Raw genomic sequence first — 15,304 nt, 5'->3', positions numbered from 1 at the left:
CTCACCACAAGACTCCCCGTTGATACAGCAGTAGATGACCATGACAGCTTTGCAGACCTGACCGTTGCGGAGGGCACTAACCGGCCTCTCCGAATCCTCCTCGATGCATGCCCCCGTGAAAGTCAGCGCGGTAGGTGGTGAAACCCGCCATCTACCATGCTCAGCCACATCCGGCAGGTAGACATCAGGCATCAACAGTCGACGAGTAACAGCGACTAGAGATAAGTCTGTTGTGGTTTGAAACCGTATGCGCAAGCTGGTAGTACAGTCCCTTCCCGGTGTGCGAGCGGCAGGAAGATCACTGGCCGGATCGTCCAGGTGATGCGGGTGGTGAAGAAGGTGACCGACACGGTGCAGGGCTCGGAGCGCAGGAGGGCTCGGCGGGTTTCTATGCGGCCGTCGTACAGCCACTGCCATGCCTGCTCGGATGCTTCCGGGTCGAATGCCGGTGAGATGGTGCGGAGCGCGACGGCAACCCATCTGTCGGCCTGCGGCGCCGTGTAAGCGTCGAAGGACGCCCGCAACACCAACTCGCTCTCGTCGGTGAGGTCTTCGGTCCAGCACTCGCACCAGTAGCCGCGGCGGGCTTCGTCGTTCAGCACGGGTGGTCTCCCGGTCGGGTGCCGGTGAAGAGTTCCGCGGTGACCGTGTAGCCGTCGTTGCTGCCGTGGATGGCGACTCGGTGGGCGAGTGCGGTGACCATGCCCAGGCCCCGGCCGTGTTCGGCCTCGTTGTCCTGGTGCTCGGCCTTGGGGGCCGTGCCGGTTCCTCCGCCGTCCGTCACCGAGAGGGCGATCACCTGCCGGGTCACCGCGAGGGCCAGGTGGAAGCTGCCGGACTCCATGCCGCTGGCCGTGTGGAGGATCGCGTTCGCGCTCAGCTCGCTCACGATCAGCTCGGCGTCGTCAGCCAGGGGTGATCCGCGCAGGATGTCGCGGGTCCAGCGGCGGGCCCGGCTCACCTCTTCCGGAAATCCTGGGCAAGTGAGTCCCCAGACCCGCGCAGTGCTCGTATACTCGTGCATACAAGTTCCTTCATGCTGGTAGGCCGCCATGTGCAGCGGGTTCGGGCTAGATGAGTTTCACGCCGTCGTGGGCGCGGATGGCCGGCGGGGATGTTGCGTCGAGTGCGTCCAGGACGCGGATCGCGTATGCCTCGTCGGCAAGCTCGGTGACTTCTTCACGGGTGGCCCAGCGCAGTGCGCGGGTCTCGTCGCCGGTGGTCGGTGTGCCGTCGGCCGCTTCGCAGCGGAAGACCAGCGAGACGATCAGGCCCGTCATGTTCTTGTAGACCCCGGTCAGGGTCGCGGGAAGCGCGATCTTGATGCCGGTCTCTTCGAGGACTTCGCGCTGGAGGGCTTCGGGGAGGGTTTCCTCGCGTTCGAGGACTCCGCCCGGGGGTTCCCACTTGCCGTTGTCACGGCGTTTGATCAAGAGGGCCCGGTTCTGGTCGTCGACGATGACTCCGGCGACGCTCACGGAGTGTGGACGGTCGGTGCTCACGTTCCTCGGCCCTCTCGGCTGGCTAGGCTCTCCACCGTAGCAACAACAATCGCCCACTCGTCTAGATATCTAAAGGAGTACACGTGCCCTCTCTTCCTTCCGGCTTCCTCGGTGATCTCGACCCCACGAGCGATCGTGCGGTGTTTCGGCAGATCGCCGACCAGTTGCGCGAGGCCATCGACCGGGGGCGGTTCAAGGAGGGTGAAAAGTTGCCCTCGGAGGCTGAGCTTGTTGACCACTACGGGGTATCCCGGATGACGGTCCGCAACTCCTTCTCCGTCCTCCAGGGCGAAGGGCTCGTGCACGCCGAGCACGGCAAGGGCGTCTTCGTCCGGCCCCGGCCTCCTGTGCGACGGCTCGCCTCCGACCGGTTCGCCCGGCGCCACCGCGAGCAGGGCAAGGCGGCCTTCATCGTCGAAGCCAACGCGGCCGGCAGTCACCCCCAGGTCGACAGCCTTGAGGTCAAGGAAGAGAAGGCCAGCCAGGACGTCTCGACACGGCTCGGGTCCGTGCGTCGGGTGCTGGCTCGTCGGCGCCGGTATCTGCTCGACGGACGTCCGGTCGAGTTCGCGACCTCGTATCTGCCGCTCGACATCGCGCGCGGTACGCCCATTGCCGAACCCAACCCCGGGCCCGGCGGGATCTACGCCCGCCTTGAGGAACTGGGGCACCGACTCGACCACTTCGAGGAGGAGATTCGCGCCCGGATGCCGTCACCGGCTGAGGTGAAGACGCTCCGGCTGGCCTCCGGTGTGCCGGTGATCCACCTGATCCGTACCGCCTTCGACGCCGAAGGCCGGGCCGTGGAGGTCTGCGACACGGTCATGGCGGCGGACGCGTACGTCCTGGCGTACCAGCTCCCGGCGACGTGATCGCATGACCGGCGTCGGTGGGGTGCTAGGCCTCCGGTGTGAACATGTCGCCGATGTTGTTCCACATGAAGCCATCGCGCCAGTCCGGCTTGCCGGTTGCCCAGCCGATGAGCGCCACCCGCACCTTCTCTTGCGAGATGGTCCGCGTCTGGTAGTGCTCGGCGGGGGCACCGTCCCGGTATTCCAGCTGGTAGGTGTTGTTGTCGTGGAACAGGACCTGGATGTACCAGTCTCCTTCGAGGTCCTCCGCCTGGCGCTCAAGCACCATGTGCTCGTTGCCTCGTCGCAGGTTGGCGAGCATCGTCCCGATGGCCGGCTTCGAGGGGCGCTTGACCACGTGGCCATTGGCGCTTGTCGCTATCAGCATGACCGGATTCTGGCGGATGGCTCTGACAGTGGGCGGGACGCTTCTCCGACTCGTACACCCCAACAGGCATACTCGTATAGACGAGTGGGCAAGTGGTGTGGCAGGGTGGTCCTCGCGAGCCCGGCAAGTTGGGTTCGCAGGACACATCACGTATAGACGAGTAGATGGGTGAATTGCCTTGCGCACCATTCGTGTTGAGACCTCGGCCGCCACGATCCTGCTGACCGAGGCTCCCGAGCCCAAGGTCCGGGACCGGCAGACGGGCGAGATCGCCAAGGACGCCGTCAGCGGTGAAGCACTGATGACGATCGGCGTCGTCTACATCGAGGACGGGGAGTCGTCGCTGGTCAAGGTCACCGTGCCCGAGGGCGGTGTGGCCGAGGGGCTGACGCTCGGGGCGCCGGTCTCGCTGCCGGGGCTGGTTGCCCGGCCGTGGGAGTCGGTGTTCAACGGCCAGCAGCGTCACGGCATCGCCTTCCGCGCCGCCGCCGTGACTCCGGCCGCGTTCCCGGCTGCCATGGGGGCCACGGCCTGATGTCCGATCTGGTGACTCTTCTGGAGGTGGGTGGTCCTGTCGCCGCGCTCGGCGGCGGGGCTGCCTACACCCGGGCCAAGCACCCTCGCGTGTACTGGCCCACGGTCGGCCTGCCGATATCGACTGCCCGGCTCCTCGGCTCGTACGGCTCGGTCATGGAGGCGTGCGGCCTGACCGTGGCGCCGTCCCGGCTGCGGGTCCTCGCCGTCAAGGCCACCACCCGGCGGGAGGTCCGGCCGGTGCCGCCTCGGCGGGGCATCATCCGGCCTACCTCGACCGGGCTGCGGCTTCGTCTCCGGCTCGCTCCGGGCCAGGAACCCGCCGACGTCGCCGCCTCGGCCGAACGGCTGCGGCATGCCTGGGGCGTCCACGCCGTGTACGTCTCGACCGTCAAGCCGGGCGTCGTCGAACTACGGCTCGTCGGCTTCGACGTACTGCGGAACGTGCGGATGCCACGCAAGGCCACCGCCGAACTCCTCAAGGTGCCCGTGGCGCTGCGGGAGGACGCGACCCCGTTCGTCCGCGACTACCGCACCATTCCGCATCAGCTCACCCTCGGCGCCACCCTGTCCGGCAAGTCCATGTACCTGCGGCACCTGATCACCGGGCTTGCCCGGCAGTCCGTCGCCCTGGTCGGTATCGACTGCAAGCGGGGTGTGGAGCTGGCGCCGTTCGCCTCCCGGCTCTCGGCTCTTGCGACCGATCCCGACGAGGCTGCCGAGCTGCTGCCCGTTCTCGTGAAGGAGATGGAGGACCGCTACGACCTGATCAAGGCCCGGCAAGGTATCGCGCCGGGCACCCCCGACGAGGAGATCACCTCCGACATCTGGGGCCTGCCCGACAGCGAACGCCCGGTGCCGATCGTGCTGTTCGTCGACGAGGTGGCCGAACTCTTCCTCGTCGCCACGAAGAAGGACGAGGAACGGCGCGACGAGATGGTCACCCAGCTCATCCGCCTCGCCCAGCTCGGCCGCGCCGCCGGGATCTACCTGGAAGTCTGCGGTCAGCGCTTCGGCGCCGAGCTGGGCAAGGGCGCCACCATGCTCCGCGCTCAGCTCACCGGCCGGGTCTGCCACCGCGTCAACGACGAAGCATCCGCCAAGATGGCGCTCGGGGACATCGCCCCCGAAGCGGTCTCCGCCGCCTGCGCCATCGCTCCCGAACTGCCCGGCCTGGCCGTGGCTGGTGACACCTCCGGCGGCTGGTCCCGCATCCGCACGCCGTACCTCTCCCTCGGCGACGCCGCCGAGATCTGCCGGGAGTCGGCCCACCTCGTGCCCGACCTGCCCGCGCTCAAGCCCTTCCGGCCCGACACCCCCGTACAGCCCGTGGAGTCCTCAGCCCTGGCAGCGCAGCCGCACCCGGTGACCGACTGACCTTCGCTCACCCCTCCCTCCGGTCGGCGTTACCGCCTCGCGCCAACTCCCTACCCCTGCCATGCCCGAATCCGAAAAGGAGCCGCTCATGCGCGCCCAACTGGCCCGTGTCGACGCGGTGCTCGTCCAGGCGCTCATCGCCGCCGCGCTGTCCTTCGCCCACCTGCACGACATCGCCTCGGCGGCCGGACAGGACGGGTGGAAAGCGTGGGCCTACCCGATCTCGGTCGACCTGCTGCTCGTCGCCGCCTGGCGCCGACTGCGCTCCGGTGAGGCGAAAGCGTCCGGGTGGTGCTGGTTCGTCATCGCCCTCGCCGCATCCCTCGGCGCGAACGTCGCCACCGCCGGCCTCCTCGACCTCAACGACGTACCCGCCTGGCTACGCATCCTCGTCGCGGGCTGGCCCGCCGTCGCCTTCCTCGGCGGAACCCTCCTCGCCCACACCACACCGACGACAACCGACAAGGACCCCGAGGACACAGACGACACCGTGGACCAGGAGGACGTCCCCGAACTCGCCCCCGAGGAACCGCCACCGACACCACCGGCCATCGAGCCACCGCCGCCCGAACGGCCCGCCGTACCCGTCCCGGCCGCCCTCGTCGAACACGCCCGCAAAGTCGCCGCAGAACACCACACCCGCACCGGAACACCCATCGACACCCCGACCCTCCGCGCTCGCCTCGGCGTCCCCGCGCCCATGGCCGAAGCCATCGCCGCCCACCTCGCCCCGACCGGGAGCTGACCCGTGCCCCTCTTCTGCTTCAACACCGCCGCCGACTACCTCGAAGCGGCCCGCGAGATGGCCCTCAGCGGCCGGACCACGCTGGCCCGGCTCCTCGCCGAAGAAGCCGCCGACCGCGTCACGGACCCCGCCGAAGCCGCCCGCATCCTGCACGACTTCCCCGGCCCCAGCCTGCGACAGGAGGACTGACCATGCCCAACCGCCGCTTCCGCAACGTCACCCGCATCGGCCCCGTCCAGGTCGCCACGTCCTACGACGGCCGGGGCCGCGAGAAGCACACCGCCGCCTGCACGGCTCCGCGCTGCAACTTCTCCGCCGACTACGACAGCCGCGCCGCCGCCGAGCTGGCCGCCCGCACCCACCGCTGCCCCGTCCGCTGAAAGGACCTGCCCACCGTGACCGTCAGCCTGCCGCTCGTCGTCGTCCTCGGCCTCTTCGCCTGGGGCGCGGTCAAGTTCCTCGGCGTCCGCACCTGGGTCGTCGTCCTGATCGCCCTCTTCGGCTTCTACCTCTCGCAGACCTTCCTCGCCCCCGCCATCGAGTCCGGCACGCGCTCCGGCGTGGACGTCATAAACGGCTCACATGCCTAGACGAGTAGATAAGGAGAGTTCGACCGTGTTCCTGCCCCAGTACCCCGACACCCCCACCCCGCCGCCTGTGCACATCCACGCCCCGGCCGATCCGGCTCCCGTACGGCGCTCACTCCCGGCGGTCTCCATCAGTCCCGGAGTCGTGGCGGCCGTGGTCGTCGGCGGTGTCGTCCTCACCGCGCTCCTGGCCGCCGTCGCCGTCTCGGCCATCTCCGTCGCCATCGCGGCCGTGGTCCTGCGCTCCCTGATCCGCGAGCAGAACCGGCGCTGAACCCGCACGACACCCGGGGCGGCACACACGACCAAGCATCCGCCGCCCCGGGCCCATCACTCCTGACCGAGCCAGCCAGAAGGAGAACCGCCATCTTCACCCGCACCACACCGCCCCCGCTCCCGGAACTCGCGAAGCTGGCCGAGCACGGAACCCTGCCCGGTATCCTCCGCCAGTTGTCCGGACTCGGCGGCTGCACCCACCCCATCCGCCTCGACGGCCACCGCACCGAGCACGACGTCGACACCACGACCGGCGAGATCGGCCGCGTCCTCCAGCACCTCGACTCCACCGACCTCCCCGCCGGCCAACTCCTCGTCCGCTGCAACAACCGCCGCACCACCCGCTGCGCGGCCTGCTCCGAGGTCTACCGCCGCGACACCTTCCACCTGATCACCTCCGGCCTGCGCGGCGGCAAGGGCGTCCCCGAACACGTCGCCACCCACCCGCGCGTCTTCGCCACCTTCACCGCGCCGAGCTTCGGCCCGGTCCACAACCGCCCTTCCAGCGGGCGCCCCTGCCGCTGCGGCACCCACCACGACCAAGACGACGCCGCACTCGGCTCGCCGCTCGACCCGGACACCTACGACTACGAAGCAGCCGTTCTCTGGAACGCCCACGCCGGTCCGCTCTGGCAGCGCTTCTCCACCTACCTGCGCCGAGAGGTCGCCAAGCGCGCGGGCCTGTCACAACGCCGCTTCCGAGACCACGCCCGCGTCTCCTTCGCCAAGGTCGCCGAGTACCAAAAGCGCGGCGCGGTCCACTTCCATGCCGTCATCCGCATCGACGGCCCCACCGGTGGTGACACCCCACCTCCGGCCTGGGCGACCGCCGAACTCCTCACGGACGCCATCGAGACAGCGGCGGCCAAGGTCCGCGTGGACGGCCCGGTCATCGACGGACGCGCCCACACCTTCGCCTTCGGCCGCCAACTCGACGTCCGCACCATCCGCTCCGCCGACTTCAACGACGGCCAGGAGCTGACCGAACGCGCGGTTGCCGCGTACATCGCCAAGTACGCCACCAAGGGCGCCGAGACAGCCACGGGAGCTCTTGACCGGCCGCTGAAGTTCGCCGCCGAGCTGGCCCAGCTCGACATCAGCGACCACGCCCGCCGCCTCATCCGAACCGCCTGGTTCCTCGGCGCGCGCAAGGACCTCGAACACCTCCGCCTACGGGCCTGGGCTCACATGCTCTGCTTCCGCGGCCACTTCTCCACCAAGTCCCGCCGCTACTCCACCACCCTCGGCGCGCTCCGCGACGCACGCGCCGAATGGCGCCGAGCACAAGCCGCAGCCAACACACCCGACAACGGGCCCGAGACGACGTACGTCCTCGCGCACTGGGTCTTCGCCGGAACCGGCCTGTCCGACACCGAAGCCTGGCTTGCCGCCTCCCTCGAACCCGCCCCCGGAACGGAAGGAGAACCGACCGCATGAACGACCGCTACATGTCCGTGGACCAGGTCGCCGAGTTGCTGGGCACGTCGATCCGCTTTCCTCGGCGCCTGGTCGAGGAGCGGCGCATCCGGTTCGTGAAGGTCGGTCGGCACGTCCGCATCCCGGAGAGCGCTGTACGGGATTTCATCGCCGCCAACACCGTGGAACCGATCGTGCTGCGGCCGACGGGCTTGAGGAGGGCTGCCTGATGGCTGGCAAGCGCAAGTCCCGCCGGAACTTCGGTCGTGTCCGCAAGCTCCCCTCGGGACGCTTCCAAGCCCGGTACCCGGGGCCTGACGGCGTGCTGCGGCCTGCGGATCGTACGTTCGCCACGTCGACGGACGCTGACCGGTGGCTGGCCAAGAAGCGCATCGAGATCGAGGACGGGCGTTGGCTCGACCCTGCTGAGGGGCAGACGACCGTGCGCGACTGGGCGGCTCGCTGGCTCGCTGCCGTCTCTCCTCAGCTCAAGCACAAGACCCAAGCGTCGTACCGGTCGTTGATCAACTCGCTGATCAATCCGGCGCTCGGCGACCGTGAGCTGTCGGGCCTCCGGCCGATCACGATCACGGAGTGGGTGGCCAGCATGAACACGCGGGGGCTCAGCGCCTCGCGCATACGGCAGGCGTACCGGGTGCTGTCGCAGATCATGCGGGCCGCTGTCGACAACGACATGATCCCGCAGACACCGTGCCGGGGTGTGAAGCTGCCGCGTATGCCGCAGACGGAGCCGCACATCCTCACTCCGCTCGAAGCCTCCCGGATCGTGGGGAGCGCGGCCAAGCCGCATGACTTGCTGATCGCGCTCCTCGCCTACGCGGGCCTGCGGGTGGGGGAGGCGTTCGCCCTCCGGCGCGTTGACATCGACGTGTCCGGCGGGTTCGTCCTGGTCGACGAGAACCTTGCCGAAGCCAACGGGGCCTTGGTCTTCGACACACCGAAGTCGCATCAGAAGCGGCTTCTCCGTGTCGGCCCGGCCCTCGCGAAGCGACTCGGCCGGCACCTGGAGACCCTGTCCGGCGGGGATGACGCACTCCTGTTCACGACACCCGGCGGGAAGCCGCTGCGCTACAACCAGTGGCGCAAGGCGTACTTCGACCCCGCCGTCTCGGCGGCCGGGCTCACCGACGTGACCCCGCACGACCTTCGGGCCTCACACGGGACCTGGGTCGCCGACCGCTACGGCGTCATGACCGCCGCTCACCGGCTCGGCCACTCGAACGCGAGCGTCACGACTCGGCACTACGCCCGGCCGGTCGCCGGTCGTGATGATCAGGTCGCCGAAGCGGCCGATGCGTGGCTTGGAGGGCAAGAAGGAACCGGCCCTCCCGAAGTCCAAGAACCCCTCTGAGACACCCTGCACCTGTGACGCCCCTGGCCAGAAGCACGGTCAGGGGCGTTGTGCTGTGCCGCAGTGTCCAATTCACGTCTATGCGCTGCGCATATGCGCCGATACTCTGCGTGCTCATGGGGAAAGTGGTGCGTCTGTACTGGGGATACATGGTGGCTGCTGCCTTGGTCGTGGCCTGGAGCCAGCAATGGTCATTGCCTGTGATCGTGGCTCTGTCACTCGGCGTCTCGACCTATGCCGCCTTCCAGGTGCCGGTCTGGTGCGGAGCGGTCAACCGAGACGGGCAGACCTACTGCCGCAACAACGCTTATGGCGTGTTGATGGGGTGCTCGAAACGCCAGCACAGGTGGCAGAAGCTCAAGATGATCGTTCTGCGCAGCAAGGTCGGGAACGTGAGTCGCTCCGTGTTTCCAACGGCCAAAGAGAAGTTCAATGGCGCTCTCGCCGTAGGAGGGCTGCTGTCGGCTGTCGCCGCCGTGATCGTTCCCGCTGTGACTGGCGGCTGAGCGGGCACGACCGAGCGCCTGGGGCACGTAGCGGGCACGACGAAGATGAGGACGGCTCTGCCGGGGCGCTCGTACCCGTCTGACCTGCGGCGAAGGGGCAGGCGTCCATGATCGCCGAAAGGTCTTGAAAACCGTCGTGGCGCGAGTCACCGTGGGTTCAAATCCCACACCCACCGCTGTTGGTGTGTGAAAGTGCTGGTCCGAAGGGGTGTCCCGGTTTGGGGGCGCCCCTTTGTGGTGCGTGGGGAGTTACGAGATGCGGGGCGGGGGAGCGGCGCGGATTCTGGTGGGGACGGGATTTTCCTGCGGAAGGAGCCGTTATGTCCGTGATGGGCAAGCTCAAGCAGATGCTGAAGGGGCATGAGGAGCAGGCCGGGCGGGGTGTCGACAAGGCCGGTGACTTCGTCGACGGGCGGACGCAGGGGAAGTACAGCGGTCAGGTCGACTCGGCGCAGGAGATGCTCAGGCAGCAGCTTGGCTCGGATCGGGCGGGGAGAGAGCGGACAGGGCAGTCCGACGCCCGTCGTCCCGACATCGGGCGTCCCGATATCAGTCGTGACGATGCCGGGCGTGAGGATCCGCCTCGATGACGGTGCTTGTCGGCCGGGGGCGGGGGCTCAGTCCGAGTCCGTCTCCGTCTCGGGAATGGACCCGGTCTCCCATTCTTCCGGCGGGTTCGACTCCCGTGCCGCCATGATTTCCGTTTCGTACTGGTCGATGACCTGTTCCGCGGTGCGGCCCGTGTGGTGTGCCACCTCGTCGATGGCGACGACCGCCCAGTTGGCCAAGGAGAGTGCGAAGGCGAGGAGTTGGTCGTCGCCGTAGGCTCGTTTGACCGTCAGGAGATACATGAGGTTCAGGTAGGGCACGAGATCGGGTTCCGAGACGTGGCCCGTGCTCGTGCGCATCAGTTCGATCGTGGTCTCCGTCGCCTCCGCGCGGAGTGGGAGCAGTCGGTCCCGTTCTCGATGAACCTCGGCGAGCATGTCCCGGCGGTGTTCTCTGTCCCGGTCCCGGTCCCAATCCCCGTCCCCGTCCCCGTCCCAGTCCCAGTCCTTGGCTGAGTCCCTGTCCGGGGCCCCATCCGCGGCCCCGTCCGAGTTCATCTCCGAGTCCAAATCGCGCCTCCGAGCGGCTGTTCCTCACACGGGCCGGGTCAGGCCACGCCGGACCACGGCACCTTCAGTTCTTCCAACCACCGCTGTCCCGAAACGCCCGCACCGGTTCGCCGCGTCGTCGCCCCTTCACCCCCCACCCCTCGCCATCCGCGCCGCCGACGCGATCGTCGACCTCGCCTCGCGGTCGGTGAGGCCCGTGCGTACGGCTGCCTCGCGGAGCGCTTCTGCGAGTTCGGGGCCGAGACCGTTCTCGTAGGCGCGGCAAGCCGCCCAGAAGAGGCGGGTGTTGCGTTGTCCCTCCTGGGCGGTCAGGACGAAGTGCACGAGGCCGTGGCCGTTGCCCTGGCCGTCCGGCGTCCGGGAGGGGCCCGTGCGCGGCGGTGGCAGCAGGAGGCGGAGCAGGGCCGGTGGGCAGGGGGCCGGGTGGAGGTGGGACGTGCCGGGGGCCGCGGTGTAGGTGCCGTGGTCGGTGCGGGAGCCGGGGCCGACGAGGTAGCCGCCGGCGCCGCGGATGTCGATGCCGGGGGCGAGTCGGCTGGCGGAGTTGGGGACGGCCACGTCGGGTGGGCCGGTGAGCCAGAGGTGGCGGCCCCCGCTGGGCGTCAGCACGACGACCGTCTCGGGGATCGTGAAGAGGTGGCGCAGGGCCAGTTCACGCAGGGCCGCCGAGGAGTCCGTACCGGACTTCGTGTCCAGGTCGACGCCGATCAGATGGTGAGGGTGGACCCCGCACGCGATGCCGTAGCCGGTGGCCCAGGGGGCGGCGGCGAAGAGTTCGCGGATGCGCCGGGGGTCGGTGGAGGCGTCGTACACGCCGTGGCCGAAGCGCCCGCACTCCCCATGACACGGGGGTGGGAGAGGGGATGGGGCGGGAGTGGAGGAGTGCGTCGGTCGGTGGGGGGAGCGTAGGGCCGGGAGCTTGGTGCGGGACAGGGGGATCACCGCCAGTCCGCGTTCGGCGGCGGAGAGCGCGTGTGCCAGGGCCAGGGTGCTGGCCTGCCGGTCCTTGGTGGCCATACCTCTATGTTCGTACGCGTGTTCGATAAAGGGAAGAGGGTTCGGGGTGCGCTTTCGGTCGTCGGAGGCCTGTTCGCGGGTTGGCCGGAAATGTGCCGGAACGCTTCACCCCTTGTCTCACTTGATCTTGTGGTGCCTCGTCGCGTCCATCCGGCCTGAACTGGGAGTTCCTTGATCCAAGGGGGTTTATCGACTTGTCATCACGCTTCAGGGGGAATGGGAGCTTCCGGGGTGGTTCGCCGGGGATTCGGTGGGCAACTCTTGATTCGCGACGTCGAAGACCCGAAGACACGCACCGAGGCGGTCGGCCAACTGCCCTGGCGCAACCCGTACTTGTGTGAAAGGCCCTGGAGGAAATGCACATGGCAAGCATCCGTACCGCCCGCGTTCTCGCCGCCGTCTCGGCTCTCCCGCTCGCCGCCGCCCTGTTCGCCGGCGTCGCGACCGCCGACAACGGTGCCATCGCGGACAACGGATCGAACGCCGGCGTGGCCAACATCGTCGGCAGCGGTGTCGGCCACGACAACAACGGCAACTCGTCGACCTCGCAGCAGCAGGCGAACGGCTCGGGTGCCTCGAACCAGAACAACACCGCCCAGGTCAACGGCTCCGGCTTCACGGCCATCGACCAGGACAACGCGGTCGTCAGCTTCACCAACCTCTGGTGAGCCGGGCGAGGGCGGGCGGTCGGGTCGGGGGTGGATGGATGAGGTCGCCCCGGCCCCGAGGCCACCGCCCTCGGACGACGTAGGACGTGTGGGACATGTTTTGTGGGGTGTGACACGCCTGTGCGGCGGTGCTTCGGCGCCGCCGCACAGGCGTTTCGCCGTTGTGCGCGGGCGCGCACGCCCTGGTGGCCAAGGGTCCCTTCGACGAGTCCGGCCGGAAGGCCCGCCGCTTCGACGAGTACGGCTGGACAGCCCGCCGCTTCGCCCGAGGTCGGCCGGAAGGCCCGCCGCTTCGACGTCGCGGGGCTGCGGCGACCTTGACAGTAGCCGTGGCAGGCCCGCAATCTGACGGACAGTCAGATAAATCGGAGGGGGCTGCGCCACGATGGTCGAGGACCTGTCCGTACGGCTCAAGGCCTACGAGGGGCGCCCGGCCGTCCTCGGCGGCCGTGGCAAGGACCCCGTCAACGCGCCCATGATCCGGCACTGGTGCGAGGCCATGGGGGACACCAACCCCGCGTACACCGGACCGGACGCCGTCGCGCCGCCGACCATGCTCCAGGTGTGGACGATGGGCGGACTGAGCGGCCACGAGACCCGCGCTCCGGCGTACGACGAACTTCTCGCGCTGCTCGACGACGCCGGATGCACCTCCGTCGTCGCCACGGACTGCGAGCAGGAGTACCTGCGCGCGCTGCGGCCGGGGGACGAGATCACCTTCGACTCGGTCATCGAGTCGGTGTCGGAGCGGAAGACGACCAGGCTCGGCAGCGGGTATTTCGTCACGACCCGGATGGATGTGCGGGTCGGCGACGAACTCGTGGGCACCCATCGCTTCCGGATCCTCAAATACGCGCCGGCCCACGCGCCGCGAACACCGGCGCCCACGCCACCCCCTTCCACGACCCTCGCGCCGCCCCAGGAGCGACCCCGCCGCCCCCGTCCCGTCGTCAATCGCGACAACTCCGGTTTCTGGGAGGGGATCTCACGGCATCGGCTGCTCATCCAGCGCTGCGTCGACTGCGCCACGCTCCGCCTCCCCTGGCTGCCGGGCTGCAACGCGTGCGGTTCGGCCGCGTGGGACACGGTCGAGGCGAGCGGCGAGGGGTCCGTGTACTCGTACGTCGTCATGCACCATCCGCGCTTCCCGGCCTTCGATCCGCCGTACGCCGTCGGGCTGATCGAGCTGGTGGAGGGGGTGCGGATGGTCAGCAACGTCGTCGGGGTGCCGTGCGACAAGGTGCGGATCGGGATGCCCGTACGGCTCGAATTCGCGCGTTGCGACGAGGAGTTGGAGCTGCCGGTGTTCCGGGCGACACGGGAAGGGGTGGTGTCGGCGTGAAGGTCGAGGCCGGGGACGTGATTCCGCCGCTGGAGATCGAGATCACCCGCACGCTCGTCGTCGCGGGCGCGATCGCCTCGCGCGACTACCAGGACGTGCACCACGATCCGGAGCTGGCGCGGCGGCGCGGGTCGCCGGACGTGTTCATGAACATCCTGACGACGAACGGCCTGGTGGGCCGGTACGTCACCGATCACTTCGGTCCGGACGTCGTGCTGCGCAAGGTGGCGATCCGGCTCGGCGCGCCCAACTACCCCGGCGACACCATGGTGTTGACCGGCACGGTCGAGGCGATCGACGGCGCGACCGTCACCGTCAAGGTGATCGGCGACAACGGCGTCGGGCGGCACGTCACCGGCACGGTGACCCTGACCTCGGGGGAGGCGGCGTGAGCGTACGGGCCAGGGACGGGCTCGGCGGGCGGGCCGCGATCGTCGGCGTCGGCGCGACCGACTTCTCCAAGGACTCGGGGCGCAGCGAGCTGCGGCTCGCCGTGGAGGCGGTGCGCGCGGCGCTGGACGACGCGGGACTGGCGCCGTCGGACGTCGACGGCATGGTGACGTTCACGATGGACACGAGCCCGGAGATCACGGTCGCGCAGGCGGCCGGCATGGGTGAGCTGTCCTTCTTCTCCCGCGTCCACTACGGCGGCGGTGCCGCGTGCGCGACCGTGCAGCAGGCGGCGCTCGCGGTCGCGGCGGGCGTGGCGGAGGTGGTGGTCTGCTACCGGGCGTTCAACGAGCGCTCCGGGCGGCGGTTCGGGTCGGGCGTACGGCACCGGGAGCCGTCGGCGGAGGGCGTGGCGCTCGGGTGGACGCTCCCTTTCGGGCTGCTCACGCCCGCTTCCTGGGTCGCGATGGCGGCGCAGCGCTACCTGTACGCCTACGGGCTGACCCCCGAGGCGTTCGGACACGTGGCCGTGGTCGACCGCAAGCACGCGGCGACGAACCCGGCGGCGTACTTCCACGGCCGCCCCATCACCCTCGACGAGCACGCCGCCTCGCGCTGGATCGTCGAGCCGCTGCGGCTGCTGGACTGCTGCCAGGAGACGGACGGCGGCCAGGCCCTCGTCGTCACCTCGGTGGAGCGCGCACGGGATCTGCGGAGGCCGCCCGCCGTGGTCGTGGCCGCCGCCCAGGGCGCGGGCCGGGCGCAGCAGCAGATGACCGGCTTCTACGACAGCGATCTCACCGGGCTGCCGGAGATGGGCGTCGTCGCCCGGCAGCTCCGGCGGACCTCGGGGCTGGGCCCCGACGACTTCGACGTGGGCATCCTGTACGACCACTTCACGCCGTTCGTGCTGATGCAGCTGGAGGAGTTCGGGTTCTGCGGGCCGGGGGAGGCGGCGGACTTCGTCGCCGAGGAGCGGCTGCCGCTCAACACCCATGGCGGGCAGCTCGGTGAGGCGTATCTGCACGGGATGAACGGCATCGCGGAGGCGGTACGGCAGCTGCGGGGCACCTCCGTGAACCAGGTCGCCGGCGCGGAGCGGGTGCTGGTCACCGCGGGGACGGGGGTGCCCACCTCGGGGTTGGTGCTGGGAACGGCGGGGTGAGCGGTCCTGACGGGGCGGCCGAGGGGGCCTCGGACGCCCTGGGGTCCGCT

The 15,304-nt window shown here is 69.3% G+C and carries 22 protein-coding genes and 1 pseudogene; 17 read left to right on the top strand and 6 right to left on the bottom strand.

Annotated elements, in window-relative coordinates; all coding sequences use genetic code 11:
• Positions 1-215: 215 nt before the first annotated feature.
• Genes L3078_RS22445 through L3078_RS22435 form a run of 3 tightly spaced genes read right to left on the bottom strand, consistent with a single transcriptional unit; the run spans position 216 to position 1,478 of the window.
• Positions 216-602 carry a hypothetical protein gene (locus tag L3078_RS22445; protein ID WP_239755763.1) on the bottom strand — a complete coding sequence of 129 codons (387 nt, stop codon included), beginning with the start codon at positions 600-602 and terminating at the stop codon, positions 216-218.
• Entirely contained in the window at positions 596-1,024 is a 429-nt protein-coding gene (locus L3078_RS22440) for an ATP-binding protein (protein WP_239755762.1), read from the bottom strand. Before L3078_RS22440 ends, L3078_RS22445 begins: the two co-directional genes overlap by 7 nt.
• Positions 1,025-1,070: 46 nt before the next feature.
• Positions 1,071-1,478, bottom strand: coding sequence for an NUDIX hydrolase (locus L3078_RS22435; protein WP_239755761.1), 408 nt, complete (start codon positions 1,476-1,478; stop codon positions 1,071-1,073).
• Positions 1,479-1,585: 107 nt separating this feature from the next.
• Here L3078_RS22435 and L3078_RS22430 point away from each other — a divergent pair, with 107 nt between their 5' ends.
• The gene (locus L3078_RS22430; protein ID WP_037722666.1) at positions 1,586-2,374 is read left to right on the top strand and encodes a GntR family transcriptional regulator; all 789 of its coding nucleotides are present in this window, start codon (positions 1,586-1,588) and stop codon (positions 2,372-2,374) included.
• 25 nt (positions 2,375-2,399) lie between these two features.
• Here L3078_RS22430 and L3078_RS22425 read toward each other — a convergent pair whose 3' ends face one another.
• The gene (locus L3078_RS22425) at positions 2,400-2,741 is read right to left on the bottom strand and encodes a hypothetical protein (protein ID WP_239755760.1); all 342 of its coding nucleotides are present in this window, start codon (positions 2,739-2,741) and stop codon (positions 2,400-2,402) included.
• Between the two features lie 178 nt (positions 2,742-2,919).
• On the opposite strand from L3078_RS22425, the gene L3078_RS22420 reads away from it, so the two are divergent.
• The 12 genes and pseudogenes from L3078_RS22420 to L3078_RS22365 form a co-directional block, all read left to right on the top strand.
• Complete coding sequence (locus L3078_RS22420) at positions 2,920-3,276, top strand: SCO3933 family regulatory protein (RefSeq protein ID WP_239755759.1); 357 nt, start codon at positions 2,920-2,922, stop codon at positions 3,274-3,276.
• On the top strand, positions 3,276-4,652 hold the full coding sequence (locus tag L3078_RS22415) for an FtsK/SpoIIIE domain-containing protein (RefSeq protein ID WP_239755758.1): 1,377 nt from the start codon (positions 3,276-3,278) through the stop codon (positions 4,650-4,652). Before L3078_RS22420 ends, L3078_RS22415 begins: the two co-directional genes overlap by 1 nt.
• Positions 4,653-4,740: 88 nt before the next feature.
• Complete coding sequence (locus tag L3078_RS22410) at positions 4,741-5,397, top strand: DUF2637 domain-containing protein (protein ID WP_239755757.1); 657 nt, start codon at positions 4,741-4,743, stop codon at positions 5,395-5,397.
• Positions 5,398-5,400: 3 nt separating this feature from the next.
• Entirely contained in the window at positions 5,401-5,586 is a 186-nt protein-coding gene (locus L3078_RS22405) for a hypothetical protein (protein ID WP_093791174.1), read from the top strand.
• A 2-nt stretch (positions 5,587-5,588) separates the two neighbouring features.
• A complete protein-coding gene (locus L3078_RS22400; protein WP_037705490.1) occupies positions 5,589-5,777 on the top strand; it encodes a mobile element transfer protein in 189 nt (62 codons plus the stop codon).
• Between the two features lie 15 nt (positions 5,778-5,792).
• Positions 5,793-5,987 (top strand): hypothetical protein, encoded by a 195-nt coding sequence (locus L3078_RS22395; protein WP_046709296.1) that lies wholly within the window; start codon positions 5,793-5,795, stop codon positions 5,985-5,987.
• A 25-nt stretch (positions 5,988-6,012) separates the two neighbouring features.
• Positions 6,013-6,258, top strand: coding sequence for a SpdD protein (locus L3078_RS22390; protein ID WP_239755756.1), 246 nt, complete (start codon positions 6,013-6,015; stop codon positions 6,256-6,258).
• Between the two features lie 155 nt (positions 6,259-6,413).
• Positions 6,414-7,697, top strand: a complete 1,284-nt coding sequence (locus L3078_RS22385; RefSeq protein ID WP_239760422.1) for a replication initiator — start codon at positions 6,414-6,416, stop codon at positions 7,695-7,697.
• Complete coding sequence (locus L3078_RS22380; protein WP_239755755.1) at positions 7,694-7,906, top strand: helix-turn-helix domain-containing protein; 213 nt, start codon at positions 7,694-7,696, stop codon at positions 7,904-7,906. Before L3078_RS22385 ends, L3078_RS22380 begins: the two co-directional genes overlap by 4 nt.
• Positions 7,906-9,048: a tyrosine-type recombinase/integrase gene (locus L3078_RS22375; RefSeq protein ID WP_239755754.1), complete on the top strand. Its 1,143-nt coding sequence runs from the start codon at positions 7,906-7,908 to the stop codon at positions 9,046-9,048. The genes L3078_RS22380 and L3078_RS22375 overlap by 1 nt, the downstream gene beginning before the upstream one ends.
• Before the next feature lie 116 nt (positions 9,049-9,164).
• The gene (locus L3078_RS22370) at positions 9,165-9,554 is read left to right on the top strand and encodes a hypothetical protein (protein WP_162948333.1); all 390 of its coding nucleotides are present in this window, start codon (positions 9,165-9,167) and stop codon (positions 9,552-9,554) included.
• A 320-nt stretch (positions 9,555-9,874) separates the two neighbouring features.
• A pseudogene (locus L3078_RS22365) lies at positions 9,875-10,042 on the top strand (antitoxin); the annotation flags it as partial.
• A 129-nt stretch (positions 10,043-10,171) separates the two neighbouring features.
• Here the strand turns inward: L3078_RS22365 and L3078_RS22360 are convergent.
• Positions 10,172-10,660 carry a hypothetical protein gene (locus L3078_RS22360; RefSeq protein ID WP_239755753.1) on the bottom strand — a complete coding sequence of 163 codons (489 nt, stop codon included), beginning with the start codon at positions 10,658-10,660 and terminating at the stop codon, positions 10,172-10,174.
• A gap of 138 nt (positions 10,661-10,798) precedes the next feature.
• Positions 10,799-11,689 carry a bifunctional DNA primase/polymerase gene (locus L3078_RS22355; protein WP_239755752.1) on the bottom strand — a complete coding sequence of 297 codons (891 nt, stop codon included), beginning with the start codon at positions 11,687-11,689 and terminating at the stop codon, positions 10,799-10,801.
• A gap of 362 nt (positions 11,690-12,051) precedes the next feature.
• On the opposite strand from L3078_RS22355, the gene L3078_RS22350 reads away from it, so the two are divergent.
• From L3078_RS22350 to L3078_RS22335, 4 genes are all read left to right on the top strand, one after another.
• Positions 12,052-12,357, top strand: a complete 306-nt coding sequence (locus tag L3078_RS22350; protein ID WP_184892033.1) for a hypothetical protein — start codon at positions 12,052-12,054, stop codon at positions 12,355-12,357.
• Positions 12,358-12,742: 385 nt separating this feature from the next.
• Complete coding sequence (locus L3078_RS22345; protein WP_239755751.1) at positions 12,743-13,699, top strand: bifunctional MaoC family dehydratase N-terminal/OB-fold nucleic acid binding domain-containing protein; 957 nt, start codon at positions 12,743-12,745, stop codon at positions 13,697-13,699.
• Positions 13,696-14,091, top strand: coding sequence for a MaoC family dehydratase (locus L3078_RS22340; RefSeq protein WP_239755750.1), 396 nt, complete (start codon positions 13,696-13,698; stop codon positions 14,089-14,091). The genes L3078_RS22345 and L3078_RS22340 overlap by 4 nt, the downstream gene beginning before the upstream one ends.
• Positions 14,088-15,254 carry a lipid-transfer protein gene (locus L3078_RS22335; protein ID WP_239755749.1) on the top strand — a complete coding sequence of 389 codons (1,167 nt, stop codon included), beginning with the start codon at positions 14,088-14,090 and terminating at the stop codon, positions 15,252-15,254. Before L3078_RS22340 ends, L3078_RS22335 begins: the two co-directional genes overlap by 4 nt.
• The last annotated feature ends 50 nt before the right edge of the window (positions 15,255-15,304 follow it).

Origin of the sequence: Streptomyces deccanensis (assembly GCF_022385335.1) — a bacterium.
Classification (GTDB): domain Bacteria; phylum Actinomycetota; class Actinomycetes; order Streptomycetales; family Streptomycetaceae; genus Streptomyces; species Streptomyces deccanensis.
This window is presented reverse-complemented; position numbering and strand designations above follow the sequence as displayed.

Bases quoted from the DNA above. Each gene is read 5' to 3' on its own strand.
- L3078_RS22440 (WP_239755762.1), bottom strand. From the start codon at position 1,024: ATGCACGAGTATACGAGCACTGCGCGGGTCTGGGGACTCACTTGCCCA.
- L3078_RS22425 (WP_239755760.1), bottom strand. From the start codon at position 2,741: ATGCTGATAGCGACAAGCGCCAATGGCCACGTGGTCAAGCGCCCCTCG.
- L3078_RS22415 (WP_239755758.1), top strand. From the start codon at position 3,276: ATGTCCGATCTGGTGACTCTTCTGGAGGTGGGTGGTCCTGTCGCCGCG.
- L3078_RS22410 (WP_239755757.1), top strand. From the start codon at position 4,741: ATGCGCGCCCAACTGGCCCGTGTCGACGCGGTGCTCGTCCAGGCGCTC.
- L3078_RS22400 (WP_037705490.1), top strand. From the start codon at position 5,589: ATGCCCAACCGCCGCTTCCGCAACGTCACCCGCATCGGCCCCGTCCAG.
- L3078_RS22380 (WP_239755755.1), top strand. From the start codon at position 7,694: ATGAACGACCGCTACATGTCCGTGGACCAGGTCGCCGAGTTGCTGGGC.
- L3078_RS22375 (WP_239755754.1), top strand. From the start codon at position 7,906: ATGGCTGGCAAGCGCAAGTCCCGCCGGAACTTCGGTCGTGTCCGCAAG.
- L3078_RS22370 (WP_162948333.1), top strand. From the start codon at position 9,165: ATGGGGAAAGTGGTGCGTCTGTACTGGGGATACATGGTGGCTGCTGCC.
- L3078_RS22360 (WP_239755753.1), bottom strand. From the start codon at position 10,660: ATGAACTCGGACGGGGCCGCGGATGGGGCCCCGGACAGGGACTCAGCC.
- L3078_RS22355 (WP_239755752.1), bottom strand. From the start codon at position 11,689: ATGGCCACCAAGGACCGGCAGGCCAGCACCCTGGCCCTGGCACACGCG.
- L3078_RS22350 (WP_184892033.1), top strand. From the start codon at position 12,052: ATGGCAAGCATCCGTACCGCCCGCGTTCTCGCCGCCGTCTCGGCTCTC.
- L3078_RS22345 (WP_239755751.1), top strand. From the start codon at position 12,743: ATGGTCGAGGACCTGTCCGTACGGCTCAAGGCCTACGAGGGGCGCCCG.